Genomic DNA, 24,589 nt, shown 5'->3' with positions numbered 1-24,589 from the left:
CACTGCCGGGCACGACCGTTGCCGGCAGGACGAGCGTGAAGCTCGCCGGCGGCGCCACACCGCCACGCCGTAAAGCTTCGGTCGAGTCGAATGCCGCTGCGCGCCTCCCGTCGATTCCTGAAACGTCGACGAGGAGACTGGGCATGGGCACGCAAAAACCACTGGCACTCATCACCGGGGCATCGAGCGGCATCGGCTACGAGCTCGCACGCTGCTGCGCCGAAGGCGGCTTCGACCTGGTCATCGGCGCAGATGATGCGGGCGTCCCGGATGCGGCGGAGAATCTGCGCGCCCTCGGGGCATCGGTGGATGCGGTGCAGATCGATCTGGCGACGATCGAGGGGGTCGACGAGCTGTGCGCGGCCGTCGGCGACAGAAAGGTCGATGCGTTGCTCGCCAATGCCGGACACGGTCTCGGCCGCGCCTTTCTCGACCAGGAATTCGACGACATCCGTCACGTCATCGACACCAACGTCACCGGCACCGTCTATCTCATTCACAAGATCGGACGCCGCATGCGCGCGGCAGCGCACGGCCGAATCCTCATCACCGGCTCGGTGGCGGGCTACATCCCGGGCACGTTCCAGGCGGTCTACGGCGGCACCAAGGCATTTCTCAACTCTTTCTCGTTCGCGCTGCGAAACGAGCTCAAGGACAGCGGCGTCACCGTCACCTGCCTGATCCCGGGTGCCACCGAGACGAACTTCTTCGCGCGCGCCGACATGATGGACACCTACGTAGGCAGCAGCGACAAGGACGACCCCGCGGACGTTGCGCGGCAAGGCTTCGAAGCGATGATGAAGGGCGAGCAGGAGGTCGTCTCGGGCTGGAGCAATAAGCTCATGACGACGCTTGCCAACGTCGCCCCTGCCTCGCTCCTGGCCGAGCAGCATCGAAAGATGGCCGAGCCCGGAACCGCGACGCGCTAGCGACGGCCGCGCGTCTGTCCGCCGGCGCCGAAGGCGCAGCGGCCGCGCCGTCTCCTACGCACGGCCGTTTTTGATTCAGGCCGTGTTTCGATGGAGCCTGCGCAGGCCGTGAGCTTCGTCCATCTCCATCTCCACACCCAGTACAGCCTCCTCGACGGCGCCAACAAGATCTCCGACCTCATGCCCAAGCTCAAAGGCCTGGGGCTGACGTCGGTGGCGATGACCGACCACGGCAACATGTTCGGCACCGTCGACTTCTACAAGTCGGCCAAGGATGCGGGCATCAAGCCGATCATCGGCTGCGAGGTGTACGTGGCGCCGCGCTCGCGCACCGAGCGCACCGCCGTGGCCAGCAGCGACTACGAGCGCGCCGGGAACAACCACCTGATCCTACTGGCGATGAACGAGATCGGCTACAAGAACCTCTCGCGCCTGGTCTCGCAGTCGTACAAGGACGGCTTCTTCTACAAACCGCGCATCGACAAGGAGATCCTGCGCGAGTGGAACGAGGGCCTGATCTGCCTGTCGGGCTGCCTGGCGGGCGAGGTCGCCACCGCCATCACCGCCGACCGCCTCGACCGCGCGCGTGCGGCCATCGAGGAGTACTCGACCATCTTCGGCGACCGCTACTACCTCGAGATTCAGGACAACCACCTGCCCGAGCAGCAGAAGGTCAACGATGTCCTGATCCCCTGGTCCCGCGAAATCGGCATTCCGCTGGTGGCCACCAACGACTGCCACTACCTCGACCACGACGACCACCACGCGCACGAGGTGCTGCTGTGCGTGCAGACCGGCAAGCGCCTGATCGACGAGGACCGGTGGAAATTCGGCACCGACCAGCTCTTCGTCAAAGGCCGCGAAGAGATGCTGGCGGCGTTCCCGCACGCGCGCGACGCGGTCAACGAGACCGCGCGCCTGGCCGAGCGCTGCAACGTCGAGCTCGAGTTCGGGCGCAACAAGTTTCCGGTCTACGCCGTCCCGGAGGGACGCCGCATCGACGACGTCTTCGCCGAGCAGGCCCGCGCGGGCCTCGAGGAGCGGCTGGCGGCGGCGCGCGAGATCGGCCTGCAGCTCGACGAAACGGTCTATCGCGAGCGACTCGAATCCGAGATCGCGATGATCGAGCAGATGCAGTTCGCGGGCTACTTCCTGATCGTCGCCGACTTCATCAACTGGGCCAAGGGGCAGGGAATCCCGGTCGGGCCCGGGCGAGGGTCGGCCGCCGGCAGCCTGGTCTCCTATGCGATGCGGATAACCGACATCGACCCGATCCCCTACAATCTGCTGTTCGAGCGCTTCCTGAACCCCGAGCGCGTCAGCATGCCCGACATCGACGTCGACTTCTGCTACGAGCGGCGCGACGACGTCATCAAGTACGTGCGCGAGAAGTACGGCGACGACAAGGTCGCGCACATCATCACGTTCGGGACGATGAAGGGGAAGGCGGCGCTGCGCGACGTGGGGCGCGTGCTCGACTTCTCGTTCGGCGAGACCGACCGCATCTGCAAGCTGTACCCGGCCGCCAAGCAGGGACGCGACGTCAAGCTCAAGGACGCCCTGGAGCAGGAGCCCAAGCTGCGCGAGATCCGCGACAGCGGCGAGCGCGAGGCCAAGCTCTTCGAGTACGCCCTCAAGCTCGAGGGCCTGGCGCGCCACGTCTCCAAGCACGCCGCGGGCATCGTCATCTCCGACCGGCCGCTGGTCGAGGACGTGCCGCTGTACGTCGACAAGGACGGCTCGGTCATCACGCAGTTCGCGGGCCCGGACATCGAGGCCATCGGCCTGATCAAGTTCGACTTCCTCGGCCTGAAGACGCTGACGCTGATCGCGGACGCCGTGCGGCGCGTGCGCGAGTCCACCGGCAGGGACGTGGACATGTCGCGCCTGCCGCTCGATGATCCCGCGCCTTACCGCATGATCACGCGCGGCGACACGGTGGGCATCTTCCAGCTCGAGTCCGGCGGAATGCGCAAGCTGCTGACGCGCATGAAGCCGAGCTGCTTCGAGGACCTGATCGCGGCGCTGGCTCTCTACCGTCCCGGCCCGCTCGATAGCGGCATGGTCGAGGAGTACATCCAGCGCAAGGCCGGCAAGATGCAGGTGCGTTATCCGGATCCGTCGCTGGAGCCGATCCTGCGCGATACCTACGGCGTGATCGTCTACCAGGAACAGGTCATGCAGATCGCGCAGGTCTACGCCGGCTACTCGCTCGGACAGGCCGACAACCTGCGCCGCGTGATGGGCAAGAAGAAGCTCGAGACGATGCAGAAGGAGCGCAAGATCTTTCTGGACCGCGCCCTGGCCATCGGCCGCAACGAGGAGCAGGCGGTCAAGATCTTCGAGCAGATGGAGACGTTCGCCGCCTACGGCTTCAACAAGTCGCACTCGGCGGCCTACGCGCTGGTCACCTACCAGACCGCCTGGCTCAAGGTTCACCATCCGAAGGAGTTCCTGGCGGCACTGCTGACGCTGGAGATGGATTCGGCCGAATCCACCTACAAGAACCTGGCCGACGCGCGCGAGCACGGCATCAAGGTGCTGCCGCCCGACGTCAACCACAGCAAGGCCGACTTCACGGTGGGCGAGGACGCCATCCGTTTCGGCCTCGGAGCGGTCAAGGGCGTCGGACAGAAGGCGATCGAGATCATCGTGGCGGCGCGAGAGGAGGGGATGTTCACCTCGCTCGGCGACTTCTGCATGCGCGCCGACGGCACGCAGATCACGCGCAGGATCATCGAGAGCCTGATCAAGGCCGGCGCGCTGGCCAGCATCGATCCCCATCGCGCGCGGCTGCTTGCCGGCCTCGACGGCGCGATAGCCTGGGCCGAGCGCGTGCGCAGCGATCTTGCCGCCGGTCAGATGGGCCTTTTCGGCAACGGCACCACCAGCACGCAGCCCGAGCCCGAGCTGCCGAGCGTGCCCGAGTTCGAGCCGCTCGAGGTGCTGGCCTACGAGCACGATGCCGTCGGCTTCTTCATCTCGGGACACCCGCTGGACCGCTACGCGCACGACGCCTTCATGCGTTTCGTCAGCACCGCCGACCTGGCCGGCACCAAGGACGGCTCGACCGTCCGCGTCGCCGGCGTCACCAACACGGTCAAGCGCAAGAACAGCAAGAAGGGCGAACGCTATGCCACGTTCAATCTGGAGGACCGCGACGGCCTGATCGAGGTGATCGCGTGGCCCGACTGCTACCGCCGCTGCGAAGCGGCCATCATCGGCCGCGAGCCGGTCATCGTCATGGGCCGCCTCGAGTACGGCGAAGGCGGCGGCGCGAGCGACGGCCACGGCGACGAGGAAGCCGGCCCGGACTATTCGCGCAAGGCGCAGATCATTGCCGACGAAGTGATCCCGCTGCCGCAGGCGCGCCGCAGGGCTGCGCAGCGCATCCGCCTGCGCGTCGATTCGAGCGCCGTGCGCCCGGACGCTTTCGCGCAGCTCAAGTCGGCGCTGGAGCGCAACCGCGGCACCTGCCGCTCCTACCTCAACGTGGTCGCACGGGGCTCGACCGAGACCGAAATCGAATTGCCCGACGAGCTCAGCGTCGATCCCACGGATGGGTTGATCCAGATCGCCGAGGCGCTATTCGGCGAGGGATGCGTTAGCTTCGAGGGCGTACTCGAAGACCCGGTCCGGGAGAAACGGTGGAACACCTAGACGAGGAAGAGAACCAGAAGCCGACCGAGCCTGAGCAGGACGACGTCGTTCCCGAGGAGGAGCCGCAGGACGAGGAGCCCGCACGCGAGGAGCCTCCAGGCAACGGCGAGCCGCCGCGAAAGGATCCCGACCAGGAAGATGAGCGCCCTCGCCAGGACGGTAACCGTCCGCCGCGCGAGCATCTGACGGCACGCCGCCGCGAGCGTGCCATCCTGGTGTGGGCGGGGCAGGACTCCCAGCACGCCGATGATTCGCTCGATGAGCTGTCGCAGCTCGGGGACACGGCCGGCCTGGAGATCGTGGCCAGGCTCAAGCAGACGCTTCGCCAGCTCTCGCCGGCCACTCGCATCGGCAAGGGCAAGGTCGAGGAGCTGACCACGCTGGTCAAGGACGAGAAGATCGACGTCGTCGTCTTCGACGATCCGCTGACCCCGGCGCAGCGCCGCAACCTCGAGAAGGCGCTCGAGATCAAGGTCATTGACCGCAGCCAGCTCATCCTGGACATTTTCGCTCTTCGCGCGCAGACGCGAGCCGGCAAGCTGCAGGTGGAGCTGGCCCAGCTCCAGTACCTGCTGCCGCGACTGACGCGGCAGTGGACGCACCTTTCGCGAATCCGCGCCGGCGTGGCCATGCGCGGCCCCGGCGAGACCCAGCTCGAGAGCGACCGGCGCCAGGTGCGCGTCAGGATCGACAAGCTGCGCGAGCGCCTGGAAGAGGTGGACCGAACGCGCCGCCTCAACCGCCGCGAGCGCGAAGCGGTGCCGTATCCGACGGTGGCGCTGGTCGGCTACACCAATGCCGGCAAGTCCTCTCTGATGAACCGGCTGACCGACGCCGGCGTGTACGTGGCCAATCAGCTGTTCGCCACGCTCGACACGACCGTGCGCCGGCTCGAGCTTCCCGGCGGCAAGCCGATCATCCTTGTCGACACCGTCGGCTTCGTCTCCAAGCTGCCGCACGAGCTGGTCGAGGCGTTCAAGGGAACTCTCGAGCAGGTCGTGGAGGCCGACCTTATCGTGCATGTCATCGACGCCGCCGGCCCCGATCGCCAGGCGCGCATCGAGGTCGTCGAGGCGATCCTGCAGGAGCTGGGCGCGGCCGGTCGCCCGCGCATCGACGTCTACAACAAGATCGATCTCCTGCGCGCCTCCGATGGCGCCTCCTCGCTGCCGCCCGGCGCCTTCGGTGTGTCGGCCGTGACAGGCGAGGGATGCCAGGAGCTGCTGGCCAGATTCGAGCAGGAGTTCGCGCCGAGCGAGGAGAAGCTGTCGATCCGCATTCCTCACATGGACGGGCGCACGCGGGCTTGGCTGTATCAGAACGGCCGTGTAGTAGAGGAGACCGAGGACGAGCAGGGCACGCGCATCGTCGTGTGGCTGAGCCCTCGAAGCGCCGGCCAGCTGGCCGCGATGGTCGGAACCGAAGGATACGAGCTGCGCCACGCCTGATACCGAAAGCCACGTGAACTCCGGCGTGCTCAACATCCCGAACGCCCTGACGCTGGCGCGCATCCTGGCCGTCCCGTTGTTCCTCTCCCTTCTCGTCGAAGAGCAGTTCAGCCTGGCCCTGATCGTCTACATGGTCGCGGGTCTCACCGATGCCGTCGACGGCATGATCGCTCGCATGTGGGACATGCGCACCGAGCTCGGCGCGCACATGGACCCGCTGGCGGACAAGCTGCTGGTGGTCAGTTCGTTCATCGCGCTCGGCATCATGGGCGAGGTGCCGCGCCCGCTCATGATCGTCGTCATCACGCGCGACGTCGTCATCCTCGGCGGCTTCCTGCTGACGGCGGCCGTGGTCGGCAAGTCGATGGAGATGGCGCCGTCGATCTGGGGCAAGATGACGACCTTCTTCCAGCTCCTGTGCGTCACGCTGGTGCTGTTCGACGTGGCCGACTGGATCGACCCGTGGGGCTGGCTCATGAGCTTCGTCTTCTTCGCCACCGGCGTGGCCAGCGTGATCTCGGGCAGCGACTACGTGTGGCGGGGGATGCGGTGGTACTCGAGCATCGACAGCTCGGCGGGTGACCAGGCCTGAGCGGACGCGGGCGCGCCGCCACGAGCTCGAGCCGCTAGTGGACGGCGGCGAAGGGGACCTTGCACGGATGCCCCTCGGCGTGGAAATAGCGCACGCTGCCGTCACCTCCGACAAAGATCATCGACGAGGAGCGCGTCCCGTAGTCGCCGGCGTGCACGCAGATCCTGCCGAAGACGCTGCCGGCGCCTCCTTCGGCCTGCACGCTGCCTTCGTGGTCGGCCAGCACCCGCGCCAGCGCCGGCACCAGCAGCCCGCACGACTGCGCCTTCTCCACGAGCGGCAGCAGCTCGGAGAACTTCTGCGTGGCGCTGCACAGCCGCGGACAGCGCGGGTCGTTGACATCGAGATTGGTCAGGACCGACAGCCCCGGTCCCAGCTCGGTCACGCGCACGCCGCCCTCGCCGTTGTCGATGACGAAGGCCTGCGCCAGATCGGCGACGAACAGACTGAATCCGCCGTAGCGGCGTGCCTGCTGCGGCGGCAGCGAGCGCAGTTCGTCGACGGAAGCGGCCTGCAGCGTCTCCATGCACAGCGAGCCGCGCGAAAGCTCGCCCGGTCCGGAGGCGGCGTGGTCGGCAGAGGGGCGCCGGTTGAGGATGCCGACGATTCGCGCGCTGCCGTCGGTGCGGCAGCCGAGCCAGGTGCCGCCGGCTTGCAGATCGAGCCCGGCCACGATGGCGGGATCGGTGGCCAGCGGCGCCGGCGGCGTGGCGGGCCGGCCGAGAAACTCGTCGCGGTTGGCCGCCACGATCAGCGGGAATGCGCTGGAGACTCCGCGGTAGACAGCCAGGGTGCACATCACGCGACCCTATAACGAACACGTGCCGCGGGCGCAGACGCGGCGTGCGACGCGACCGGCGAGGCCGGTGGAACGCGTCGGGGTCGCATGTTAGCGTCCGGCCGCAGTTTTCGCCGCATCAGCGCTGCATGCCGAGAATGCTCGAATGCAAGACCTGACCCCGGCTTGGGAGTAGGGAATTGGTTCCATTGGACGCAGCTTTTTCTTCCATCGAGGACGTTCGCAGCCGCCTGGCCGGCCAGAAGTACATCTGCGACAACAACATCGCCACGGTCGTCTACCTGGCCACGCGCCTGGGCAAGCCGCTCCTGGTGGAAGGGCCCGCCGGCGTCGGCAAGACCGAGCTGGCCAAGGTCGTGGCCTCCAGCCTTGACGCCAGGCTGATCCGCATGCAGTGCTACGAAGGCATCGACGAGGCCAAGGCTCTCTACGAATGGGAGTACGCCAAGCAGCTCCTGTACACCCAGGTCCTCAAGGACAAGATCAGCGAGATCACCGCCGGCGCCGCCACCTTGTCGGAGGCGGTCGACCGCATCACCAACCAGGACGACGTCTTCTTCTCCAACCGCTTCATCCTGCCGCGGCCGCTGCTGCAGGCGATCCAGTCGACCCAGCGCACGGTGCTGCTGATCGACGAGATCGACAAGGCCGATGCCGAGTTCGAGGCCTTCCTGCTCGAGATCCTGTCGGACTTCCAGGTCACCGTTCCCGAGCTCGGCACGATCGAGGCCGTGCACATCCCGATCGTCGTGCTGACCAGCAACAACGCGCGCGAGATGTCCGACGCGCTCAAGCGCCGCTGCCTGCACCTGTACATCGACTTCCCGAGCCCGGATCTCGAGCTCGAGATCATTCGCCTCAAGGTCCCCGAGGCCACCGAGAGCCTGGCCGGCGACATCACCTCGCTCATCCAGAACCTGCGCAAGCTCGATCTGAAGAAGCAGCCGAGCATCTCCGAGACTCTCGATTGGGCAAAGGCTCTGGTGATCATGAACGCCAAGGGCCTGGGCGATGACGTCGTGCGCAGCACGCTTTCGACCATCGCCAAGTACGAAGGCGACCTTCGGAAGGCCGAGAAGGAGCTGACGTCCTTCGTGGCCAAGCAGGAGGCTGCGCAGAAGGCCAAGGAAGCGGCTGCCCCGGCGCCGGCGCCGGCCGACACCAAAGACCTCCTTCATTAGGGGAGGACGCGTTGGAAGAACGCATCATCGAGTTCGCGGGCCTGCTGCGGCGCAGCGGCGTGCGCGTCTCCACCGCCGAGACGCTGGATGCGCTGCGTGCCGTGCACCTGTCGGGCCTTGCCGATCGCGGCTACTTCAAGAACGCGCTGCGCGCGGCGATGGTCAAGCGCACCACGGACGTCGCGGTCTACGATGAGCTTTTCGACGTCTTCTTCTCGGGCGTCGGCGATCTCGTGCGCGCCAACGCAGCAGCCTCGACGCCGGCCGAAGGTCTGACCGAGGAACAGCTTCGCGACATGCTCGAGCGCCTGGCGCAGATGCTGCAGAGCGGCGAGCTCGACATTTCCGACCTCGCCAAGGCGCTGGCGCTGCAGGACTCCGGCGAGATCGAGCGCATGCTGCGCGAGCTCATGGAGTCGGGAAAGCTGCCGCGGATGGAGAGCAACTACGTGCCGCCGGGTGTGGGCAAGCAGATGCTCGACATGATCGGGGCAGGGGAGCTGCAGTCGGACTTCGACCGCATCCTGGAGCGCATGCGAGAGGAGGGCGCCGACGATGGCGAGCTCGACCAGATGCGCAAGTACCTGGAGCGGCGCGGAAAGGACCTGAACGACCTGCTCAAGGGCCTGCTTCGCCTGGACAAGGAGCAGCAGCACCGCGCCGAGGAGCGCGAGAAGGACCGCGAGCGGCTGCTGGAGAAGAGCTTCTACTATCTGTCTCCCACCGAGATCAAGCAGATGCGCGACGCGGTGGCGGCGCTGGCGCGACGCCTCAAGAACGTCATGGCGGTGCGCTACAAGCACGCCAAGCGCGGGCGCCTCGACGTCAAGGGAACCCTGCGGCGGTCGATGGAGTTCGGCGGCGTCCCGTTCCGCATCCGCTTCGACGACCGGCGCCGCGAGCGGCCGCAGGTCATCATCCTGTGCGACGTCTCCGACTCGGTGCGCAACGTCTCACGCTTCATGCTGCAGTTCGTGCATTCGCTGCAGGACATGTACTCGCGCGTGCGCAGCTACGTTTTCGTCGCCGACATCGCCGAAGTCACGCGCCTGTTCAAGGACAACGACATCCAGACCGCGATCCACAAGGCGATCAACGGAGACGTCGTCAACGTCTACGCGCACTCCGATTTCGGGCGCGCGTTCACGCAGTTCCATCGTGACCACATCGAAGCCATCGACAGCCGCACCACCGTCATCGTGCTCGGCGATGCACGCAACAACTACAATGCGCCCCAGGACTGGGTGCTGCGCGACGTGCAGGAGAGGGCCAAGCAGGTCATCTGGCTGAACCCCGAGAACAAGTCCACGTGGGGCTTCGGCGACAGCGAGATGAATCTTTACGGCAAGCACTGCAACGTGGTCGAAGAGTGCCGCAATCTGCGCCAACTATACAAGGTAGTGGACATCCTGATCACGAGCTGAGCGCGCCGGCGCCGCCGGCAGGATAGCCGCTGCGCCTGCCGCAACCGGAAGCAGCGGAAGACGATCGGACCCACTCGGTAAGAGGCCACACCATACTCGGCGAAATCATCATCATCCTGGCCCTCATCCTGACCAACGGCGTCTTTGCCGGGGCCGAAATCGCCATCGTCTCGCTGCGCCGCACGCGCCTGCAGCAGCTCGTCGACCTCGGGCGCGGCGGGGCCGCGGCCCTCGAATCCCTGCGGGAGAATCCCGAGCGCTTCCTGGCCACCGTTCAGGTGGGCATTACCGTGGTGGGCACGGCCGCCGCCGCTTTCGGCGGCTCGACCATCGCCGCCGAGCTGTCGCCGGTGCTGGCCACCGTTTCCTGGATCGGCGAGCGCGCCGACACCGTCGCGTTCGCGATCGTGGTCGCCGTCATCTCGTTCCTGTCGCTGGTGCTGGGGGAGCTGGTGCCGAAGTCCCTGGCGCTGCGCAGCGGCGAAGCCTACGCGCTGCTGATGGCCAAGCCGCTGCTGGCGCTGTCGTGGCTGGCTCGCCCGGCGGTCTGGCTGCTGACGGCTACCTCGAACCTCGTGCTGCGGCCGTTCTCCGATCGCACCGACTTCATGGAGACCCGCGTCTCGACCGAGGAGCTGCAGCAGATGGTGGAGGAGGCCGCCGAAACGGGCGCCCTCCACGAGCACGCCAGCGAGATTGCCTCGCGTGCGCTGGAATTCGACAAGCTGACGCTGGCGGAGGTCATCGTGCCGCGCAACCGCATCGATGCCCTGGACATCGATGCGACATCCGAGGACATCCGCAAGTTCCTCCTGGAGCGCCGGCGCTCGCGCATCCCGGTGTATGAAGGCGACCTCGACAACGTCGTCGGCTACGTCAGCGTCAAGGACGTGCTCGGCGTCATGTCGCGCGGCAACACCATCGTGCTGCGCGAGCTGCTGCGGGCGGTCAAGGCCTTTCCCGAGACGGTGCCGGCCATCGAGGTGTTGCTGTACATGCGCGACGACAATCAGCGCATCGCCATTGCCGTCGACGAGCACGGGCTGCTCTCGGGGCTGGTCACCTTCGAGGATCTGGTCGATGAGCTCGTCGGCGAGGTCTTCGAGCAGGAAGGCATGCAGCCGGCGCTGGTCGAGCTCGGCGACGGCTCGGTCAGCGTGCGCGGCGACTTTCCGATCCGCGACATCAATCGAGAGATGGATCTGGAGCTCGAGGAAAGCGACGGTGTCACCACGATCGGCGGCCTGTGCAACAAGCTCGCGAGCGGAATGCCCAATCGCGGCGCGCGCCTGGCGGCCGGCCACGGCGTGACGCTCGTCGTCCAGGATGCGACGCCGCGCGCGGTTCGGCGCGTGCGCATCATTCCGCCCGAAGCCGAGGAAGAGACGGCCGAAGAGGAGACCGACAACACCTGACACCGGGCCGTCGGTCGGGTTGACGGGCAGGGAGCACCGGGCCACAATTCGCCCACGTGAACGCCAAGGAAGACCTGGTCCGCATGACGGTGGGGGGCGTGACGCTCGATCCGCTCACCAAGACTCCGATCGTGGTGCTCAAGGACGACAAGGACGAGGTGACGCTGCCGATCTGGATCGGTCTTCTCGAAGCCACCTCGATGGCCACCGAGCTGGAGGGCGTCAAGATGGCACGGCCGATGACGCACGATCTCCTCAAGCGGGTCGTCGAGGAGGTGGGGGCCACCGTCGAGCGCATCGTCGTCACCGAGCTCAAGGACAACACGTTCTACGCTTCGATCGACCTGCATATCGCGGGTCGGCGCCATACGCTGGACTCGCGCCCGAGCGACGCGATCTCGCTGGCGCTGCGCACGCAGAGCCCCATCTTCGTGGCCCGCGCCGTCATCGAGGCCTCGCGTGCCAGCGACGAGGCCGAAGGCGAGCCGGAGACTCCGGTGACTCAGGACCTCTCGGAGGTCGCACCCGAGGAATGGGACGAGATCCTCGAAAAGCTCGATCCCAGCGACTTCAAGTACAAGATGTAGTGAGAACGCCAAGCTGCGGTTTGGCTTTGCCTGGCACCCCCTTTAATTAGCGCGGCATGGCTGCATCCGACAGGTTCGATCGCAAGGAGCTCAAGGAGCCCGATCCGTTCTTCGAGGCGTTTGGGTCGGCCCGCCAGTACGTCGACAGGAACCGCACGCAGGTCTTCGGAAGCGCGGCCGCGATCGTGGCCGTCATCGCGCTGATCGCCGGCGTCACCGGCTACCTCTCCTCGTCGCGCTCGAGCGCAGCCACCGACTTCAACAGCGCCGTCTCCAACCTGGAGTTCGATTCGCCGAGCGCCGCCGATGCCAGCCTGAGCCGCGTCGGCGACCGCGCCAATGCGGGGCCGTACGCATCGCTGGCCGTTCTCTATCGCGCCAACCTCGCCGCCGACGGCGGGCGCTACGACGAAGCGATCAAGCTCTACGACGAGTTCATCCCCAACGCCGAAACGGACTACCTCGAGCAGATCGGGCTGATGGGCAAGGCCTACGCGCTGGAGCAGGCGGGCAGGCCAGCCGAAGCGGCGCCGGTGCTCGATCGTGCGGCCGAGATCGAAGGCCCCTATCGCAAGGCGGCGCTCAACGACCGCGCGCGGATCGCCGAGAAGGCGGGCGACAAGGCCGCGGCCATCGCGGCACTGCAGAAGCTCCTGGAGATCGAAGGATCCGGAGCCCCCGGCGCCGCCATCGAACGCCGCATCGAAGCGCTCAAAGCCAGCTGAATTGAATCCGGACGCCACGCGCCGCGCCCTCTGGAGCTGCGCCGTGGCGGCATTCCTCCTGCGTGCCGCGTGGGTGCTGTACGCGCATCGGCCGCCGGCGGGGCTGTCCGATCCCGCGCTCTACCAGAGCTTTGCCGAGAACATCGCCGCCGGCCGCGGCTACGTCTCGCTGTTCGGACATCCCACCGCCTACTATCCCCCTGGCTATCCGTACGCGCTCGGAGCGCTGCAGTGGCTGGCTGATTCTCTGGGCATGCACGATGCGCTTCCGCTGCTGGCCGGCGTTGCACAGGCGGCGCTCGGCGGCATCACGGCGGCGGCCGTGGCCTCGGCTGCCGCGCGCATGATTGCGCCGGCGGCAGCGGCGTGGGCCGGGGCGATCATCGCGTGCTGGCCGAGCCTGGTCCTGTACAGCGCAACGCTCTTGAGCGAATCGCTCTACCTCGCCTGCTTCAGCGTCTTCCTTGCTTGCGAAGCGGCAGCGATGACGCGCGCGCGGACCGGAGCACCGCAGGTCGCGGCCGCAGCCGCGCTCGGCGCCGCCGCGCTGGTGCGGCCTCAGGTCGTGCTGGCCATTCCCGCCGCCGCCCTGGCCTGGCTGCTGGCACGTCGCCGCGCCCGAACCGCGGCCTCGGCCGTGATGGCTCTGGTCCTCGGCGTGACGATCGCGCTGACGCCGTGGACGCTGCGCAACCTGCGCGAGCTCGGCGCCTTCGTTCCACTGGCCACCAATGGCGGCGACAACATGTGCATCGGCTTCCACCCGGGCGCCACCGGCGACTTCCATCTCTCGTCCTACTGCGACAGCGAGGCGTTCTACGTGCAGGGGCCGCAGGCGGAGCTGGCACGCGACCGCGAGACGACGCGGCGCGCGCTGGCGTGGGCGAGTGAGAACATCGCCGAGCTGCCCGCGCTCAGCCTGCGCAAGCTGTTTTTCACCTACCGCAACGACACCGGCGGTCTGGCGGCCGTCGAGGCGTACGGCGCCGACCCGTTCCTGGCGCCGTCCGTGCGAACGGCGCTGACGTGGATCTCCAACGGCTACTACGGCCTCGTCATGCTGGCGGCGCTTGCCGGAGCGGTGCTGGCTCTGCGGCGCGCGGCGGCGCGTCCGAGCGCGGAGGCCGGCTGCTGGCTGCTGCTAGCCGTTACGGCCGCCAGCGCCGCGGTGCCGCTGCTCGTGTTCGGCGACCCTCGCTTCAAGGTGCCGGTGGCGCCGTGCTACGCGATCCTGGCGGCGCTGGCCGCGCACGAGCTGCGCAGTCGCCCGCTCACTCCTCGCCGCGCGTAGGGAAGGGATGGGCAGGAAAGTGTGAGCGCAGCTCGTCGACGATGGTGAGCTCGCAGCGGGGATAGCCGGTGAGATAGGCGGCGCGCGACAGCACGTGCGTGGCGGCCGGCGTGGTGAAGAACTGGAAAAGGATCGCCAGCAGCGCCCGCACGGCGGTGCCGGGCTCGGCGGCAGCGAACCAGATCGCCACGGCCAGGATCATCAGCGCAACGCCGAGCGTGCCGGCCTTGCCGGCAGCGTGCATGCGGCAATAGATGTCGGGCAGGCGCACCAGCCCCACGCACGCCACCACGGTGAAGAAGGTGCCGCCGATCAGGCACAGCGCCGTCAGGATCTCCACCACGGCGGCGCCCATCAGAAGATCCTCCCGCGGTCCAGGTACAGGGCGATGGCGGCCGATCCGAGAAAGCCGACCAGCGTCAGGATCCAGATCGCGTCGAAGTACAGCGTCGATTGCCAGGCGATGCACAGGATGGAGACGATGCCGATGAAGACGATCGTCAGCGTGTCCAGCGCGATGGCACGATCGGCGGCGAGAGGGCCGGCGACAAGGCGGTAGATGCACATAGCCATGGCCGCAAAGTGCAGCACCATGCATCCTTCGAGCAGAAGCTTCAGCCACTGGCTCATGCCCGTTCGCGCTCCTCGGCTGCGCTGCGGCGAGGCCGCGTGAACGCCAGGATGTTGGCCTCCAGCGTCTGCATGACGTCGTCGCGGACCGCTTGCGGGTCGTCGCCCAGGTCGAGCGCATGGATGATGATCTCGCGCTGCGATCGCGCCACGTGGACCGTGATCGTCCCCGGCGTCAAGGTGATCGAGTTGGCGAGAACGGTGATCTCGAAGTCGGTTTCGGCCTTCATCGGCACGCACAGGAAGCCGGGGCGGAAATTCATGCCGGGCGTCAGCACGACCCTGGCCACGTCGATGTTCGCCTTGATCAGCGCGCGCAGGAAGATCGACAGGTAGCGCAGCGCGTACCCGATGCGCAGGATCACGGCGCTTCCTCGACGGCCGCCAGCACCGGGTGCCGGTCCGGAAACACTGCGTTGACGTACGCCGTCGAATCGAGGAGGTCGCGCGCTGCGCCGCCGGCGAATCGCAATGCTGGCGTCGCGCCCACGCCGATTGCGACCGAAAGCAGCACCAGGGCCAGGACGGGCGGCAGCATCGGCCACGGCGCACGCGACCGCGGCAGCTCGCCAGGATCGCCTCGCCAGAACGCCCAGGTCCAGATCTTCGCCATCGAGTACAGGGTCAGGAAGCTCGTGAGGACCGAGACGGAAACGACCACCCAGTGATTGCCGGCGACGCCGGCCTGCAGCAGGACGACCTTGCTGAGGAAGCCCGAGAACGGGGGGATTCCCGCCAGCGAGAGCGCGGCCAGCAGGAAGGTGGCGGCGGCCCACGGCGCGGCGTCGAGGAGCCCGCCGAGCTTGAGCAGCCGCTGCGATCCGGCAATGCGCTCGAGAATTCCGCCCACCAGGAAGAGCGAGGACTTCACCAGCATGTTGTGCACGACGTGCAGGATCGTGCCGGCCAGCGCCAGCTCGGCGACGCGTCCGGTGACTGCCATGCCGATTCCCATGATCATGTAGCCGACCTGGCTGATGATGTGCCACGACAGCAGGCGGCGCATCTCCCACTGGCACATCGCGCCGACCACGCCCAGGAACATCGTCAGGCCCGACAGGAACAGCAGGATCTCGAGCGCCAGCTCGTGGCCGGGCTGGCGCAGCACCAGCACGAACACGCGCAGAAGAGAGTAGACGCCGACCTTGGTGAGCAGCCCGCCGAAGTATCCGATCACGCCCGGCGGCACGACCGGGTAGGAGTCGGGCAGCCAGAACGTCACCGGGAACGCGGCGGCCTTCATCAGGAACACGATGAGCAGGAACATCGAACCCGCCGTCAGCACCGCCGCCTGCGGTCCGGCCAGCTCCTGACTGCGAACAGCGATGTCGGCCATGTTCAGCGCACTGGTGGTCGCGTAGACCAGGCCGATGCCGATAACGAAGCAGGCCGAGCCGATGCTGTTGATGGCCAGGTACTTCATCGTCTCGCGAACCTGGTCGCGCGTGCCGCCTACCGACATGGCGCCGTAGGACCCGATCAGCATCACCTCGTAGGCGACGAACAGGTTGAAGAGGTCGCCTGTCAGGAATGCCCAGTTCACGCCGAGCAGCGTGAACTGGAAGAAGGGATGGAAGAAGTGGTTCTGCCGCAGCTCGTCCAGGCTGAAGAGGCTGTAGACGAGCACCGCGGTTGCCACCGCCAGCGACACGAACAGGAACAGCGCCGAGAGCCGGTCTGCGACGAAGACGATGCCGTAGGGCGCCGGCCAGCCCCCGACGAACATCGCCGCAGGGCCGCTGCGATCCACCGTCACCAGCAGCCAGGCGGCGAACAGCGCCAGGCCGCCGGTCGAGAGGATGGCGAGCACGCGCTCCAGTGCATGGTGGCCGCGCAGGAGCGCCAGCACGAGCGCCGTCACGAACGGAACCAGCAGCGGCAGGATCAGCTCGTTCACCGCGGCTCCGGCTGCGTCCTGATCTGCGAGGGGTCGTCGCTGCCGCAGTCCCGGTAGACGCAGTAGCAGAGCACCAGCAGGAACGCGGTGACGGCGAAATTGATCACGATGGCGGTCAGGATGATGTCGGGCGGCAGGGGATCCATCAGCCGTGAAGGGTCGGCGCCGTCGCCGGCGAATGGAGCCTGCAGCTGCAAGGAATAGCCGCCGCAGGTGATCAGCAGCAGGTTGACGGCGTTTCCATACAGCCCGAACCCCATGACGATGCGGATCAGGCTCGGACGCAGGATCGTGTACGTCCCCGCGCCGAACATCACCGAGATCAGCAGCGCCATGACCAGCTCCATCAGGATTCCTCCGCCAGCTCCAGGAAGAACGTCATGAGCGTGCCGAGCACGATCAGATAGACGCCCAGATCGAAGAACGTTGCCGTGGGAAGGTGCACGTGTCCGAGCAGCGGCGCGTGAAAGTCCCAGATCGTGTGGTCCATGAACGCGCCGCCGCGCAGCCAGGAGGCGGCGCCGGTGCCGAGCGACACGAGCAGGCCGATGACGGCCAGGCGCCACCACGGGTATCGCCGCGCGCCTTCGGCTCCGAACGCGAGCAGATGAATGGCGCCGGCGGCAGCGGCCAGGACGCCGGCGATGAAGCCGCCGCCGGGCAGGTCGTGCCCCTGCAGGAAGATCCGGATCGAGACGAGCACGGACAGCGGCACGGCAAAGCGCGCCACCGTGCGCAGCACCGGCGACCCGAGCTGGCTCACGCGGCGCTCCGGCGCGAGTGCAGCACGCCCCACACGCACAGTGCCACGACCACGAGCACCGTGATCTCGCCCGTGGTGTCGAGCGCGCGGAAGTCGACGATGATGACGTTGACGACGTTGGTGCCGCCGGCCTCGGGCAGGCTGCGCGTGAGGTACTCGGTGGCGATCGTGCGGGCGCTGCGCAGCGAGGGGCTGCTGGCGAGCAGCAGCGTCGCGAACACCGACACGCTCACGGCCACCGACACCAGGAGGTTCCACGCGCGTCGCTGCGGCGCGATCGGCTCGGGGCGGAACGGCGGCATGCGAAACAGCACGAGCAGCACCAGGATGGTCGAGACGGTCTCGATGAGGATCTGCGTCAGCACGATGTCGGGCGAGCGGTACACCACGAAGATCGCGGCAACCAGAAAGCCGACGGCCGTCAGCGCGATGGCCGCGGCCAGGCGCGTCTTTGCGGTGGCCACGGCGATCGATGCCGTCGCGGCCATCAGGCACACGACCACGCCATAGGGGTCGACGTTGGCGAGCGAGATTGCCACCGCGTCCTCGGCGAGATCGGTCCGGCTCAGCGCCAGCAGCGGCAGCGCGGCGGCGAAGAGCAGGGTGGCCGAAAAGTACCAGTGCAGCGAGCCGTTCTGCCATCGCTGCGAGAACGCGTCTCCGAAGACGAGAAGCTTCTTGACGCCGCTCTCCCACAGGCGCTGAGAGAAGGGCACGTCGGCGGCGCCGACGACGCGGGCGACGATGGCGTCGCGCCCGGCGTAGATCGCCAGCGCCAGCACCAGCGTCGCCACCGACAGCGCCAGCGGCCCCGCGTGCAGCGCAGTCAGCGCCACGTGCACGGGCTCGGCCGTGGTCGAGGAGGTCGCGCGCAGCAGATGCTCGGTAACCGGCGTGGCGCTGAGCGCGAACAGCGCCACCGAGAGCACGCTCAGCACCAGCGGCGGCGCCCACAGAAGCGCACGCTCGCCGTGCGCGCCGGCAACATCGTGGTGTGCGTCGTGAAGGGCGTTGGCGCCGTCGCTGGCGCCGTGGCTGCCGTGAGGCGCGCCGTGGCCGCGAGCGGCGCGCTCACCGAGAAAGCTGCCGACCAGCAACCGCAGCCCGGCAGCGGCCAGCAACGCATTCCCGATCACGGCGGCTCCAACGATCGCCATGCGAAAACCTTCCGGGAGCGCGTGCGTCTCCAGCAACCCGCCGTAGAGCAACTCCTTGGAATGGAAGCCGATGGCAGGCGGCAGCCCGCAGATGCCCAGCACGCCGACGAAAGCGGCGACGAAGGTGATCGGCAGCTCGCGTCGCAGCCCGCCGAGCAGTCGAAGATCGCGAGTGCCGGTGTGGTGCTCGATGACGCCGGCGCAAAGGAACAGGCAGCCCTTGTACGTGGCGTGGGCCAGCAGTTGCAGCGAGTCCTGCGCCGCCAGGCCGAGCCCGTACATCATGGTGAACATGCCGAGGGCCGAGACGGTGGTGCGGGCGAGCAGGGCCTTCAGATCGTCCTGCTGCAGCGCCTGCCAGGCACCGACGAGAAACGTCGCAAGCCCGACGGCGGTCAGCACCGGCATCCACAGGGGCGAGTCGGCGAAGATGGGCCAGAGCCGGCCGAGCAGGAAGATGCCGGCCTTGACCATGGTTGCCGCATGCAGGTAGGTCGAGACCGGCGTGGGAGCGACCATCGCCCCAGGCAGCCAGAAGTGGAACGGCACCTGCGCCGACTTGGTGAGCACGCCGACCAGGATCAGCGCCAGGGCCGCATCGATCCATCCCGACGTCTGCAGCGCTGCCGCTGCCGGCGCGTGCGTGGCCAGCTGGTGGAGCGAGAACGTGCCGGCCGCGCCGCCGAGGACCAGGAAGCCGACCAGCATCACCAGGCCGCCCAGCGCGGTGACCTGCAGCGCCACATTGGCGCCGCGGCGCGCGTTGTCGTCCTCGTACCAGAAGCCGATCAGCATCCAGGACGTGACGCTTGTGGCTTCCCAGAACAGCGCCAGAGTCAGGAGGTCGTCGGAGACGGCCAGACCGAGCATGGCCGTCATGAAGGCCGTCAGCGCCGCGTAGAAGCGGCCCAGCCGCGCCGGCGGCAGATCGGCGACGTAGGCGAAGGAATACGCCGCCACCAGCGCGCCCACGCCGGAGACCAGCATCGCGAAGAACAGACCGAAGCGGTCGGCGCGCAAGCTGAAGAAGATTCCCAGCTCGGCGATCCACGGCACGGAAAACGCTGCGACTTCCTCGGACTGGAAGAGGCCCAGGCACAGCCCGAACGCCGATACCGCCGCCGCGAACATGGCCCACGCGCCGAAGCGACCGACGTGGCGCGCGAGCAGCAACTGCACGGCGGCCGTCATCGCGGGCAATCCCACGGTCAGCGCAAGAGCCAGCGACGAATCCATGCGAGGCCCGGACGGTTACACGCGAACCTGCCGGATGCCACTTACAGACGCACCGGCAGGCAAATCCTGCAGCGGGCCGGGCCAAGGCGGCCGCGGAGCCGAGAACGACGCTCCAATCGCACGGCCGCCCGTGCCGGCGCCGGGCAATCCGGCTCGACCAGCTACGTCCGATAAGATGTATTATGTCGTCTTGGCTACGCGAATCCCTCGGGAAACGCGCGAGTGCGAGCGCCGAGGCGCGTCCCCTGCCGGACGCGCGCGGCTGCTCTCGCCGGACGTTCCGGCGGGTGCGGCCGCCGCCGCTAGACCTTCTGGAACGGATCGAAGAGCCGGCCGTGCTCTTCGAGAGCGAAGCGGTCGGTCATGCCGGCGATGTAGTCGGCGATGACCCGCGCCATCGAGACGCCGGCGCCGGCGCGCGCCGTGATGTGCGGCGGCATCTGGTGCGGGTCCTCCATGTACGTCTCGAACAGCGCCCGCATGACGCGGCCGGCCTTGGCGGTCATGCGCCGCACGCGGTGGTGCTGATAGAGGCGCTCCATCAGCCGCGCCTTGAGCTGCCGGACCTGGACGTCCATGGCCTGACTCGGGCCGGCCAGGTGCGGCTTGACCCGGCGCAGGTCCTCGATGGTCTCGATGCCGTGCTCGAGGATCCGCGCCTCGATGGCGTCCAGCAGATCGGTGGTGAGCTCATCGATCAGCGTGCGCACCGCCTGGTAGCGCAGCACCGAGAGCGAGGCCTTCGGAAAGGCCTTCCTGATGCGGTCGTAGGTGCGGTCCCACAGCTCGATGCCCTCCAGGTCCTCGAGCGAGATGAGGCCCGACTGGATGCCGTCGTCGATGTCGTGGGCGTTGTAGGCGATCTCGTCGCAGTAATCGACGATCTGCGCCTCCAGCGGCGGCGCCGAGCCGGCGTCGAAGTCGGCCACGCGCGGGCGGTCGTAGCGGCCCGAATGCTTGACGATGCCTTCGCGCACTTCGTAGCTCAGGTTGAGCCCGTCGAAGTGCGGATGGCGCTGCTCGAGCTCCTCGACGATGCGCAGGCTCTGGCTGTTGTGGTCGAAGCCGCCGTGATCGCGCATCAGATCGGCGAGCACGTGCTCTCCGGCGTGCCCGAACGGCGTGTGACCGAGGTCATGCGCCAGCGCCACCGCCTCGGCGAGGTCCTGGTTCAGGCCCAGGATCCGCGCCACGGTGCGCGTGATCTGCGCCGTCTCCATCGTGTGCGTCAGGCGCGTGCGGTAGTAGTCGCCTTCCTGATTGACGAAGACCTGCGTCTTGTACTCGAGGCGCCGAAACGCCGTCGAATGGATGATGCGGTCGCGGTCGCGCTGGAACGCCAGGCGAAACGGATGCTCGGGCTCCGGATGCGCGCGGCCGCGGCTGGCGGACGATGGCATGGCGTAGGGGGCGAGCTGCTCGCGTTCCTGCTTCTCGAAGAAGCTGCGATCGCGTCTCGCCACGGCCCTGCCCGCCGCCGCTCAGTCTTCGAGCGTCGTCGTCGTCGTGCTGTTGGTCGTCGTCGTGGTCGGCAGCACCGGCGGCGCGAAGAAGATGTCGCGGTACTCCGAATCGATCTCGTCGGTCTCGCCGAACGTGCCGCACGAAGTGCCGTCGGAGTTGCAGGCGATCACGCGCTCGCCCTCCGGATCGGCAATCATCACGTCGTTGTTCGTGAACGCGAAGGCGGGGTTGGCCGCGATCGCGCTGGGGCTGCCGGGCGCGAGCATCGCGCCGACGTCGCCGAAGGAGTCGCAGTCTGTGCCGTCGACGTCGCAGCGTATGACGTCGCCGGCCGCGTCCGCGATCAGCAGATCGGTCGGCGGATCGCCGAGGAAGTCCAGATCGACCGGCTGCGAGACCGCGGTGTCGGTGTCGCCGAGGACGCCCTTGGCATTGCCGCCGTTGCCGAACACGCGCACGCCGCTGCCGGGCTGGCCGTTGACGACGAGCAGGTCTCCGCTGACGGGCGAGAAGACCATCGCATCGGGCGAGTCGCCGACATTGCCGAAGTCGGAGATGAGAAGGCCGGTGGAGCCGTCGAAGATGCGCGTATCCCCGTCCGACTCGGCCACGTAGAGGCGGCCGTTGGTCTGCCGGAACGTCAGCGCCGCCGGATCCTCGACGAACGTGTCGGTCTCGCCGAAGGCGCCGCGAATCTCGCCGGTCTCCAGGTCGAAGACGCGCAGCACGCCCAGGTCCTCGTCGATCACGACGATGCTTCCGTCCTCGGGGTTGGAGACGCCCTTGATCGCTTCGGCCGCGAACTCCTCGGCATCCTCGAGCTCGCCGATGAGCGCGCCTTCGGTGCCGCCGAACGCGAAAATCGAGCCGACCACGTACAGCGACGGGAACGTGTTCAGCACGATCGTGCCGGTGCCGTTGGAACGGTCACCGATGGCGGTCACACGCACGGTGAAGGGACCGGGCACGTCGGCAACGAACGTGACCTTCTCGCCTTCGTCACCCTCCCCGACTCCGCAGATTCCGGTCGCGCAGTCGGGCGAGCTGTCGCCGCTGTTGATCTGGCAGATGCCGAAGTCGGTGCAGTCGGTGTCGCGCGCGCATTCGTCTTCGGGATCGTCGGCGCACACGCCGCCGACGCAGTCGCCGGGAATGGTGCAGTCGTCGTCGTCGTTGCAGACCCGCGTCGCATCGTTGCTGCACGGGTCGTTGTTGGTCTCGCAGATGACGTCGAAATCGTCGCGGCAGTGATCGTCGAACTCGGTGTCGTCGCCGCCCTGGATGATGCGCCACTGGAACTGCAGGTCGTCGCCTTCGCCGTTGGGATCGGTGGAGCGGCTGGCATCGAGCACGAAGCGCTGCCCGACGTCGACGTATTCGGCCAGGGCATCGATGACCACCTGGGGCAGCGGAGGGTTGGAACGGTCGCCGCCTCCGCCGCAGCCGCCGGCGGAGACGGCCAGCAGGCCGGCCAGGCCGGCCCCGGCGCAGAGGGAGAGGTAGGTGAAACGACGAGCCGATGGTGTTCGCGAGTGCAACGTAAGCCCCTCCAAATTGCGTGTAAGCGGACGATTTCGCGACGAGCAGCGGCACCCTAGCCGCGCAACCCGCGCATATCAAAATCCCTGCCCTGCACAGTCGGAAGAGGCCGGCGGCCTTCCTCGACACTGGCCGAGCTGAGCGGAGAAATGCCCCCGGCAGGACTCGAACCTGCGGCCCCAGGATTAGGAATCCTGTGCTCTATCCACCTGAGCTACGGGGGCGGAAGATGGAATCGGCGCTGTCATGCGCCGCTCAGGGCACTCCTCTAGCAGACGGCCGCAGGGCAGCAACCCGCCGCGCTGGACGTCCCGCGGCCGGCAACGACGACGATCGCGGTTCTCGTCGCTTCCCGCTTCGCGCCCGGACACTCGCGCCGGCCGCACATACAGCACGCGCCTACGACACTGGCGGCCGCCTGTCACGCCAGGGCGCCGCCTGCTCGAGCTGCGCGGCCACGCGCAGCAGCTGGCCCTCGGCCCACGGACCGCCAACCAGCTGAACGCCGATGGGAAGGCCCGAGGTCCGGCTCCAATGCATGGGGAGCGATACAGCGGGCTGTCCGGTCACGTTGAAGAGCGGCGTGAACGGGCACACGTCTCCGGCTCGCATCAGCGGCAGCGACGGATCGTTCTCCATGCCTTCCCACAGCTCGCCGATGCGCGGCGGCTCGGTGGCAATGGTCGGCGTCACCAGCACATCGAAGTCGCGCCCCCAGCTCCCGACGATCTGTCGGCTGAGGATCTGCAGGTGCAGGAGGCCGCGGACGTAGGTCAGGCTGTCCATGGCAGCGGCCTGAGCGCGCAGCGCCGCGTTGAGTGGCTCGATGGCCGACCAGTCGGCGACGTCCCAGTAGGCCGAGCCGGTGTTCCAGACGACCATGAACGAGGGAAGCACATCGGAGGGCTCGGGCCAGCTCGGGGCGCCTTCGAAGACGTGATGGCCGAGACCTTCGAGCAGTGCGGCCGTCTTCTCGACCGCGGCGATGCATTCGGGCGCAACGGGCACGCCGGTCGGCGCCGCCGTCGTGAACGCTATGCGCAGACGGCCCGGATCGCGCCCCACTTCCTGCGCGAACGGACGCTCGGGCGCCGGCGCGTTGTACCAGGCGTGAGGATCGAATCTCGCGATGACATCCAGCGCGATGGCGGTGTCGGCGACGGTATGGGTGACCGTGCCTTCGACCGCGCCGCCGTGCATGACGTCCGAGACCAGCGGCCCCATCGGAACGCGCCCGCGGCTCGGCTTCAGACCGACCAGGCCCGTGCACGAGGCGGGAATGCGGATCGAGCCGCCGCCGTCATTGGCGTGCGCGATGGGAACCATTCCCGAGGCAACGGCCGCCGAGGCGCCGCCGCTGGAGCCGCCGGGCGTGTGCTGCAGGTTCCACGGGTTGCGCGTGGGCCCATAGCAGTCGTTCTCGGTGACGGGGACTGTGCCGAACTCGGGCGTGTTGGTTCGGCACAGCAAAATCGCGCCCGCATCGCGAAACGCCTGCGCGACGTGCGCCGTCACCGTCGCGACGCGGCTGCGCGCGCCGCGACAGCCGTAGGTGGTCGGCCAGCCGGCCACGTCCGTCAGATCCTTGATCGGAATGGGCACACCATGCAGCGGGCCGAGCGCCTCTCCGCGCGCCACGGCCTCGCGGGCTGAGCGCGCCTGCTCGCGAGCCGCCTCGTCGTCGCGCCAGATGACGGCGTTGAGCTGAGGGTTGAGACGGTCGATGCGGCCGAGGCAGGTATCGACGGCGTCGAGAGGGTCGAGGTCGCCGCTGGCAATGGCGGCAGCCACTTCGCGGGCGGAAAGAAATGGGTCCGACATCGTCAGCCTCCGAGCGTCGTCCAGTTTGCTT

At 67.8% G+C, this 24,589-nt stretch carries 21 protein-coding genes and 1 tRNA gene; 10 read left to right on the top strand and 12 right to left on the bottom strand.

Features of this window, described 5'->3' with window-relative positions:
- Positions 1–143: 143 nt before the first annotated feature.
- The 4 genes from VEC57_00855 (at position 144) to VEC57_00840 (ending at position 6,629) form a co-directional block, all read left to right on the top strand.
- Positions 144–929, top strand: a complete 786-nt coding sequence (locus VEC57_00855; protein ID HYB97659.1) for an SDR family NAD(P)-dependent oxidoreductase — start codon at positions 144–146, stop codon at positions 927–929.
- Between the two features lie 108 nt (positions 930–1,037).
- On the top strand, positions 1,038–4,589 hold the full coding sequence (gene dnaE, locus VEC57_00850) for a DNA polymerase III subunit alpha (protein HYB97658.1): 3,552 nt from the start codon (positions 1,038–1,040) through the stop codon (positions 4,587–4,589).
- Entirely contained in the window at positions 4,577–6,037 is a 1,461-nt protein-coding gene (gene hflX, locus VEC57_00845) for a GTPase HflX (protein HYB97657.1), read from the top strand. The genes dnaE and hflX overlap by 13 nt, the downstream gene beginning before the upstream one ends.
- Positions 6,038–6,050: 13 nt before the next feature.
- Positions 6,051–6,629: a CDP-alcohol phosphatidyltransferase family protein gene (locus VEC57_00840; GenBank protein ID HYB97656.1), complete on the top strand. Its 579-nt coding sequence runs from the start codon at positions 6,051–6,053 to the stop codon at positions 6,627–6,629.
- 34 nt (positions 6,630–6,663) lie between these two features.
- On the opposite strand, the gene VEC57_00835 is transcribed toward VEC57_00840, so the two are convergent.
- On the bottom strand, positions 6,664–7,428 hold the full coding sequence (locus VEC57_00835) for an NRDE family protein (GenBank protein ID HYB97655.1): 765 nt from the start codon (positions 7,426–7,428) through the stop codon (positions 6,664–6,666).
- Between the two features lie 188 nt (positions 7,429–7,616).
- Here VEC57_00835 and VEC57_00830 point away from each other — a divergent pair, with 188 nt between their 5' ends.
- From VEC57_00830 to VEC57_00805, 6 genes are read left to right on the top strand one after another with little or no spacing between them, the layout of a single operon-like run.
- Entirely contained in the window at positions 7,617–8,609 is a 993-nt protein-coding gene (locus VEC57_00830) for a MoxR family ATPase (protein ID HYB97654.1), read from the top strand.
- 11 nt (positions 8,610–8,620) lie between these two features.
- The gene (locus tag VEC57_00825) at positions 8,621–10,033 is read left to right on the top strand and encodes a VWA domain-containing protein (GenBank protein HYB97653.1); all 1,413 of its coding nucleotides are present in this window, start codon (positions 8,621–8,623) and stop codon (positions 10,031–10,033) included.
- 29 nt (positions 10,034–10,062) lie between these two features.
- Positions 10,063–11,448, top strand: a complete 1,386-nt coding sequence (locus VEC57_00820; protein HYB97652.1) for a hemolysin family protein — start codon at positions 10,063–10,065, stop codon at positions 11,446–11,448.
- Between the two features lie 56 nt (positions 11,449–11,504).
- On the top strand, positions 11,505–12,035 hold the full coding sequence (locus VEC57_00815) for a bifunctional nuclease family protein (GenBank protein HYB97651.1): 531 nt from the start codon (positions 11,505–11,507) through the stop codon (positions 12,033–12,035).
- A 56-nt stretch (positions 12,036–12,091) separates the two neighbouring features.
- On the top strand, positions 12,092–12,760 hold the full coding sequence (locus VEC57_00810; protein HYB97650.1) for a tetratricopeptide repeat protein: 669 nt from the start codon (positions 12,092–12,094) through the stop codon (positions 12,758–12,760).
- A gap of 43 nt (positions 12,761–12,803) precedes the next feature.
- Positions 12,804–14,051: a hypothetical protein gene (locus VEC57_00805; GenBank protein ID HYB97649.1), complete on the top strand. Its 1,248-nt coding sequence runs from the start codon at positions 12,804–12,806 to the stop codon at positions 14,049–14,051.
- Here the strand turns inward: VEC57_00805 and mnhG are convergent.
- The 11 genes from mnhG to VEC57_00750 all read right to left on the bottom strand — a co-directional run bounded on the left by mnhG (position 14,032) and on the right by VEC57_00750 (position 24,558).
- On the bottom strand, positions 14,032–14,406 hold the full coding sequence (gene mnhG, locus VEC57_00800; protein HYB97648.1) for a monovalent cation/H(+) antiporter subunit G: 375 nt from the start codon (positions 14,404–14,406) through the stop codon (positions 14,032–14,034). The genes VEC57_00805 and mnhG overlap by 20 nt on opposite strands.
- A complete protein-coding gene (locus VEC57_00795; GenBank protein HYB97647.1) occupies positions 14,406–14,681 on the bottom strand; it encodes a monovalent cation/H+ antiporter complex subunit F in 276 nt (91 codons plus the stop codon). Before VEC57_00795 ends, mnhG begins: the two co-directional genes overlap by 1 nt.
- Positions 14,678–15,046: a Na+/H+ antiporter subunit E gene (locus VEC57_00790; protein HYB97646.1), complete on the bottom strand. Its 369-nt coding sequence runs from the start codon at positions 15,044–15,046 to the stop codon at positions 14,678–14,680. Before VEC57_00790 ends, VEC57_00795 begins: the two co-directional genes overlap by 4 nt.
- Complete coding sequence (locus VEC57_00785) at positions 15,043–16,578, bottom strand: proton-conducting transporter membrane subunit (GenBank protein HYB97645.1); 1,536 nt, start codon at positions 16,576–16,578, stop codon at positions 15,043–15,045. The genes VEC57_00790 and VEC57_00785 overlap by 4 nt, the downstream gene beginning before the upstream one ends.
- Positions 16,575–16,925 carry an NADH-quinone oxidoreductase subunit K gene (locus tag VEC57_00780; GenBank protein ID HYB97644.1) on the bottom strand — a complete coding sequence of 117 codons (351 nt, stop codon included), beginning with the start codon at positions 16,923–16,925 and terminating at the stop codon, positions 16,575–16,577. Before VEC57_00780 ends, VEC57_00785 begins: the two co-directional genes overlap by 4 nt.
- Positions 16,925–17,341 (bottom strand): MnhB domain-containing protein, encoded by a 417-nt coding sequence (locus tag VEC57_00775; protein HYB97643.1) that lies wholly within the window; start codon positions 17,339–17,341, stop codon positions 16,925–16,927. The genes VEC57_00780 and VEC57_00775 overlap by 1 nt, the downstream gene beginning before the upstream one ends.
- Complete coding sequence (gene mbhE, locus VEC57_00770; protein HYB97642.1) at positions 17,338–19,734, bottom strand: hydrogen gas-evolving membrane-bound hydrogenase subunit E; 2,397 nt, start codon at positions 19,732–19,734, stop codon at positions 17,338–17,340. Before mbhE ends, VEC57_00775 begins: the two co-directional genes overlap by 4 nt.
- Before the next feature lie 302 nt (positions 19,735–20,036).
- The gene (locus VEC57_00765; protein HYB97641.1) at positions 20,037–21,197 is read right to left on the bottom strand and encodes a deoxyguanosinetriphosphate triphosphohydrolase; all 1,161 of its coding nucleotides are present in this window, start codon (positions 21,195–21,197) and stop codon (positions 20,037–20,039) included.
- Positions 21,198–21,215: 18 nt separating this feature from the next.
- The gene (locus VEC57_00760; protein HYB97640.1) at positions 21,216–22,736 is read right to left on the bottom strand and encodes a hypothetical protein; all 1,521 of its coding nucleotides are present in this window, start codon (positions 22,734–22,736) and stop codon (positions 21,216–21,218) included.
- Positions 22,737–22,887: 151 nt separating this feature from the next.
- Positions 22,888–22,961: transfer RNA gene (locus tag VEC57_00755), tRNA-Arg, on the bottom strand.
- Between the two features lie 175 nt (positions 22,962–23,136).
- Complete coding sequence (locus VEC57_00750) at positions 23,137–24,558, bottom strand: amidase (GenBank protein ID HYB97639.1); 1,422 nt, start codon at positions 24,556–24,558, stop codon at positions 23,137–23,139.
- Between the last annotated feature and the right edge of the window lie 31 nt (positions 24,559–24,589).

The sequence above is a fragment of the Candidatus Limnocylindrales bacterium genome (genome assembly GCA_035626395.1).
Classification (GTDB): domain Bacteria; phylum Desulfobacterota; class Binatia; order UBA1149; family CAITLU01; genus DASPNH01.
The sequence above is the reverse complement of the archived record's forward strand: the minus strand, read 5'-3'. Positions and strand labels throughout refer to the sequence as shown.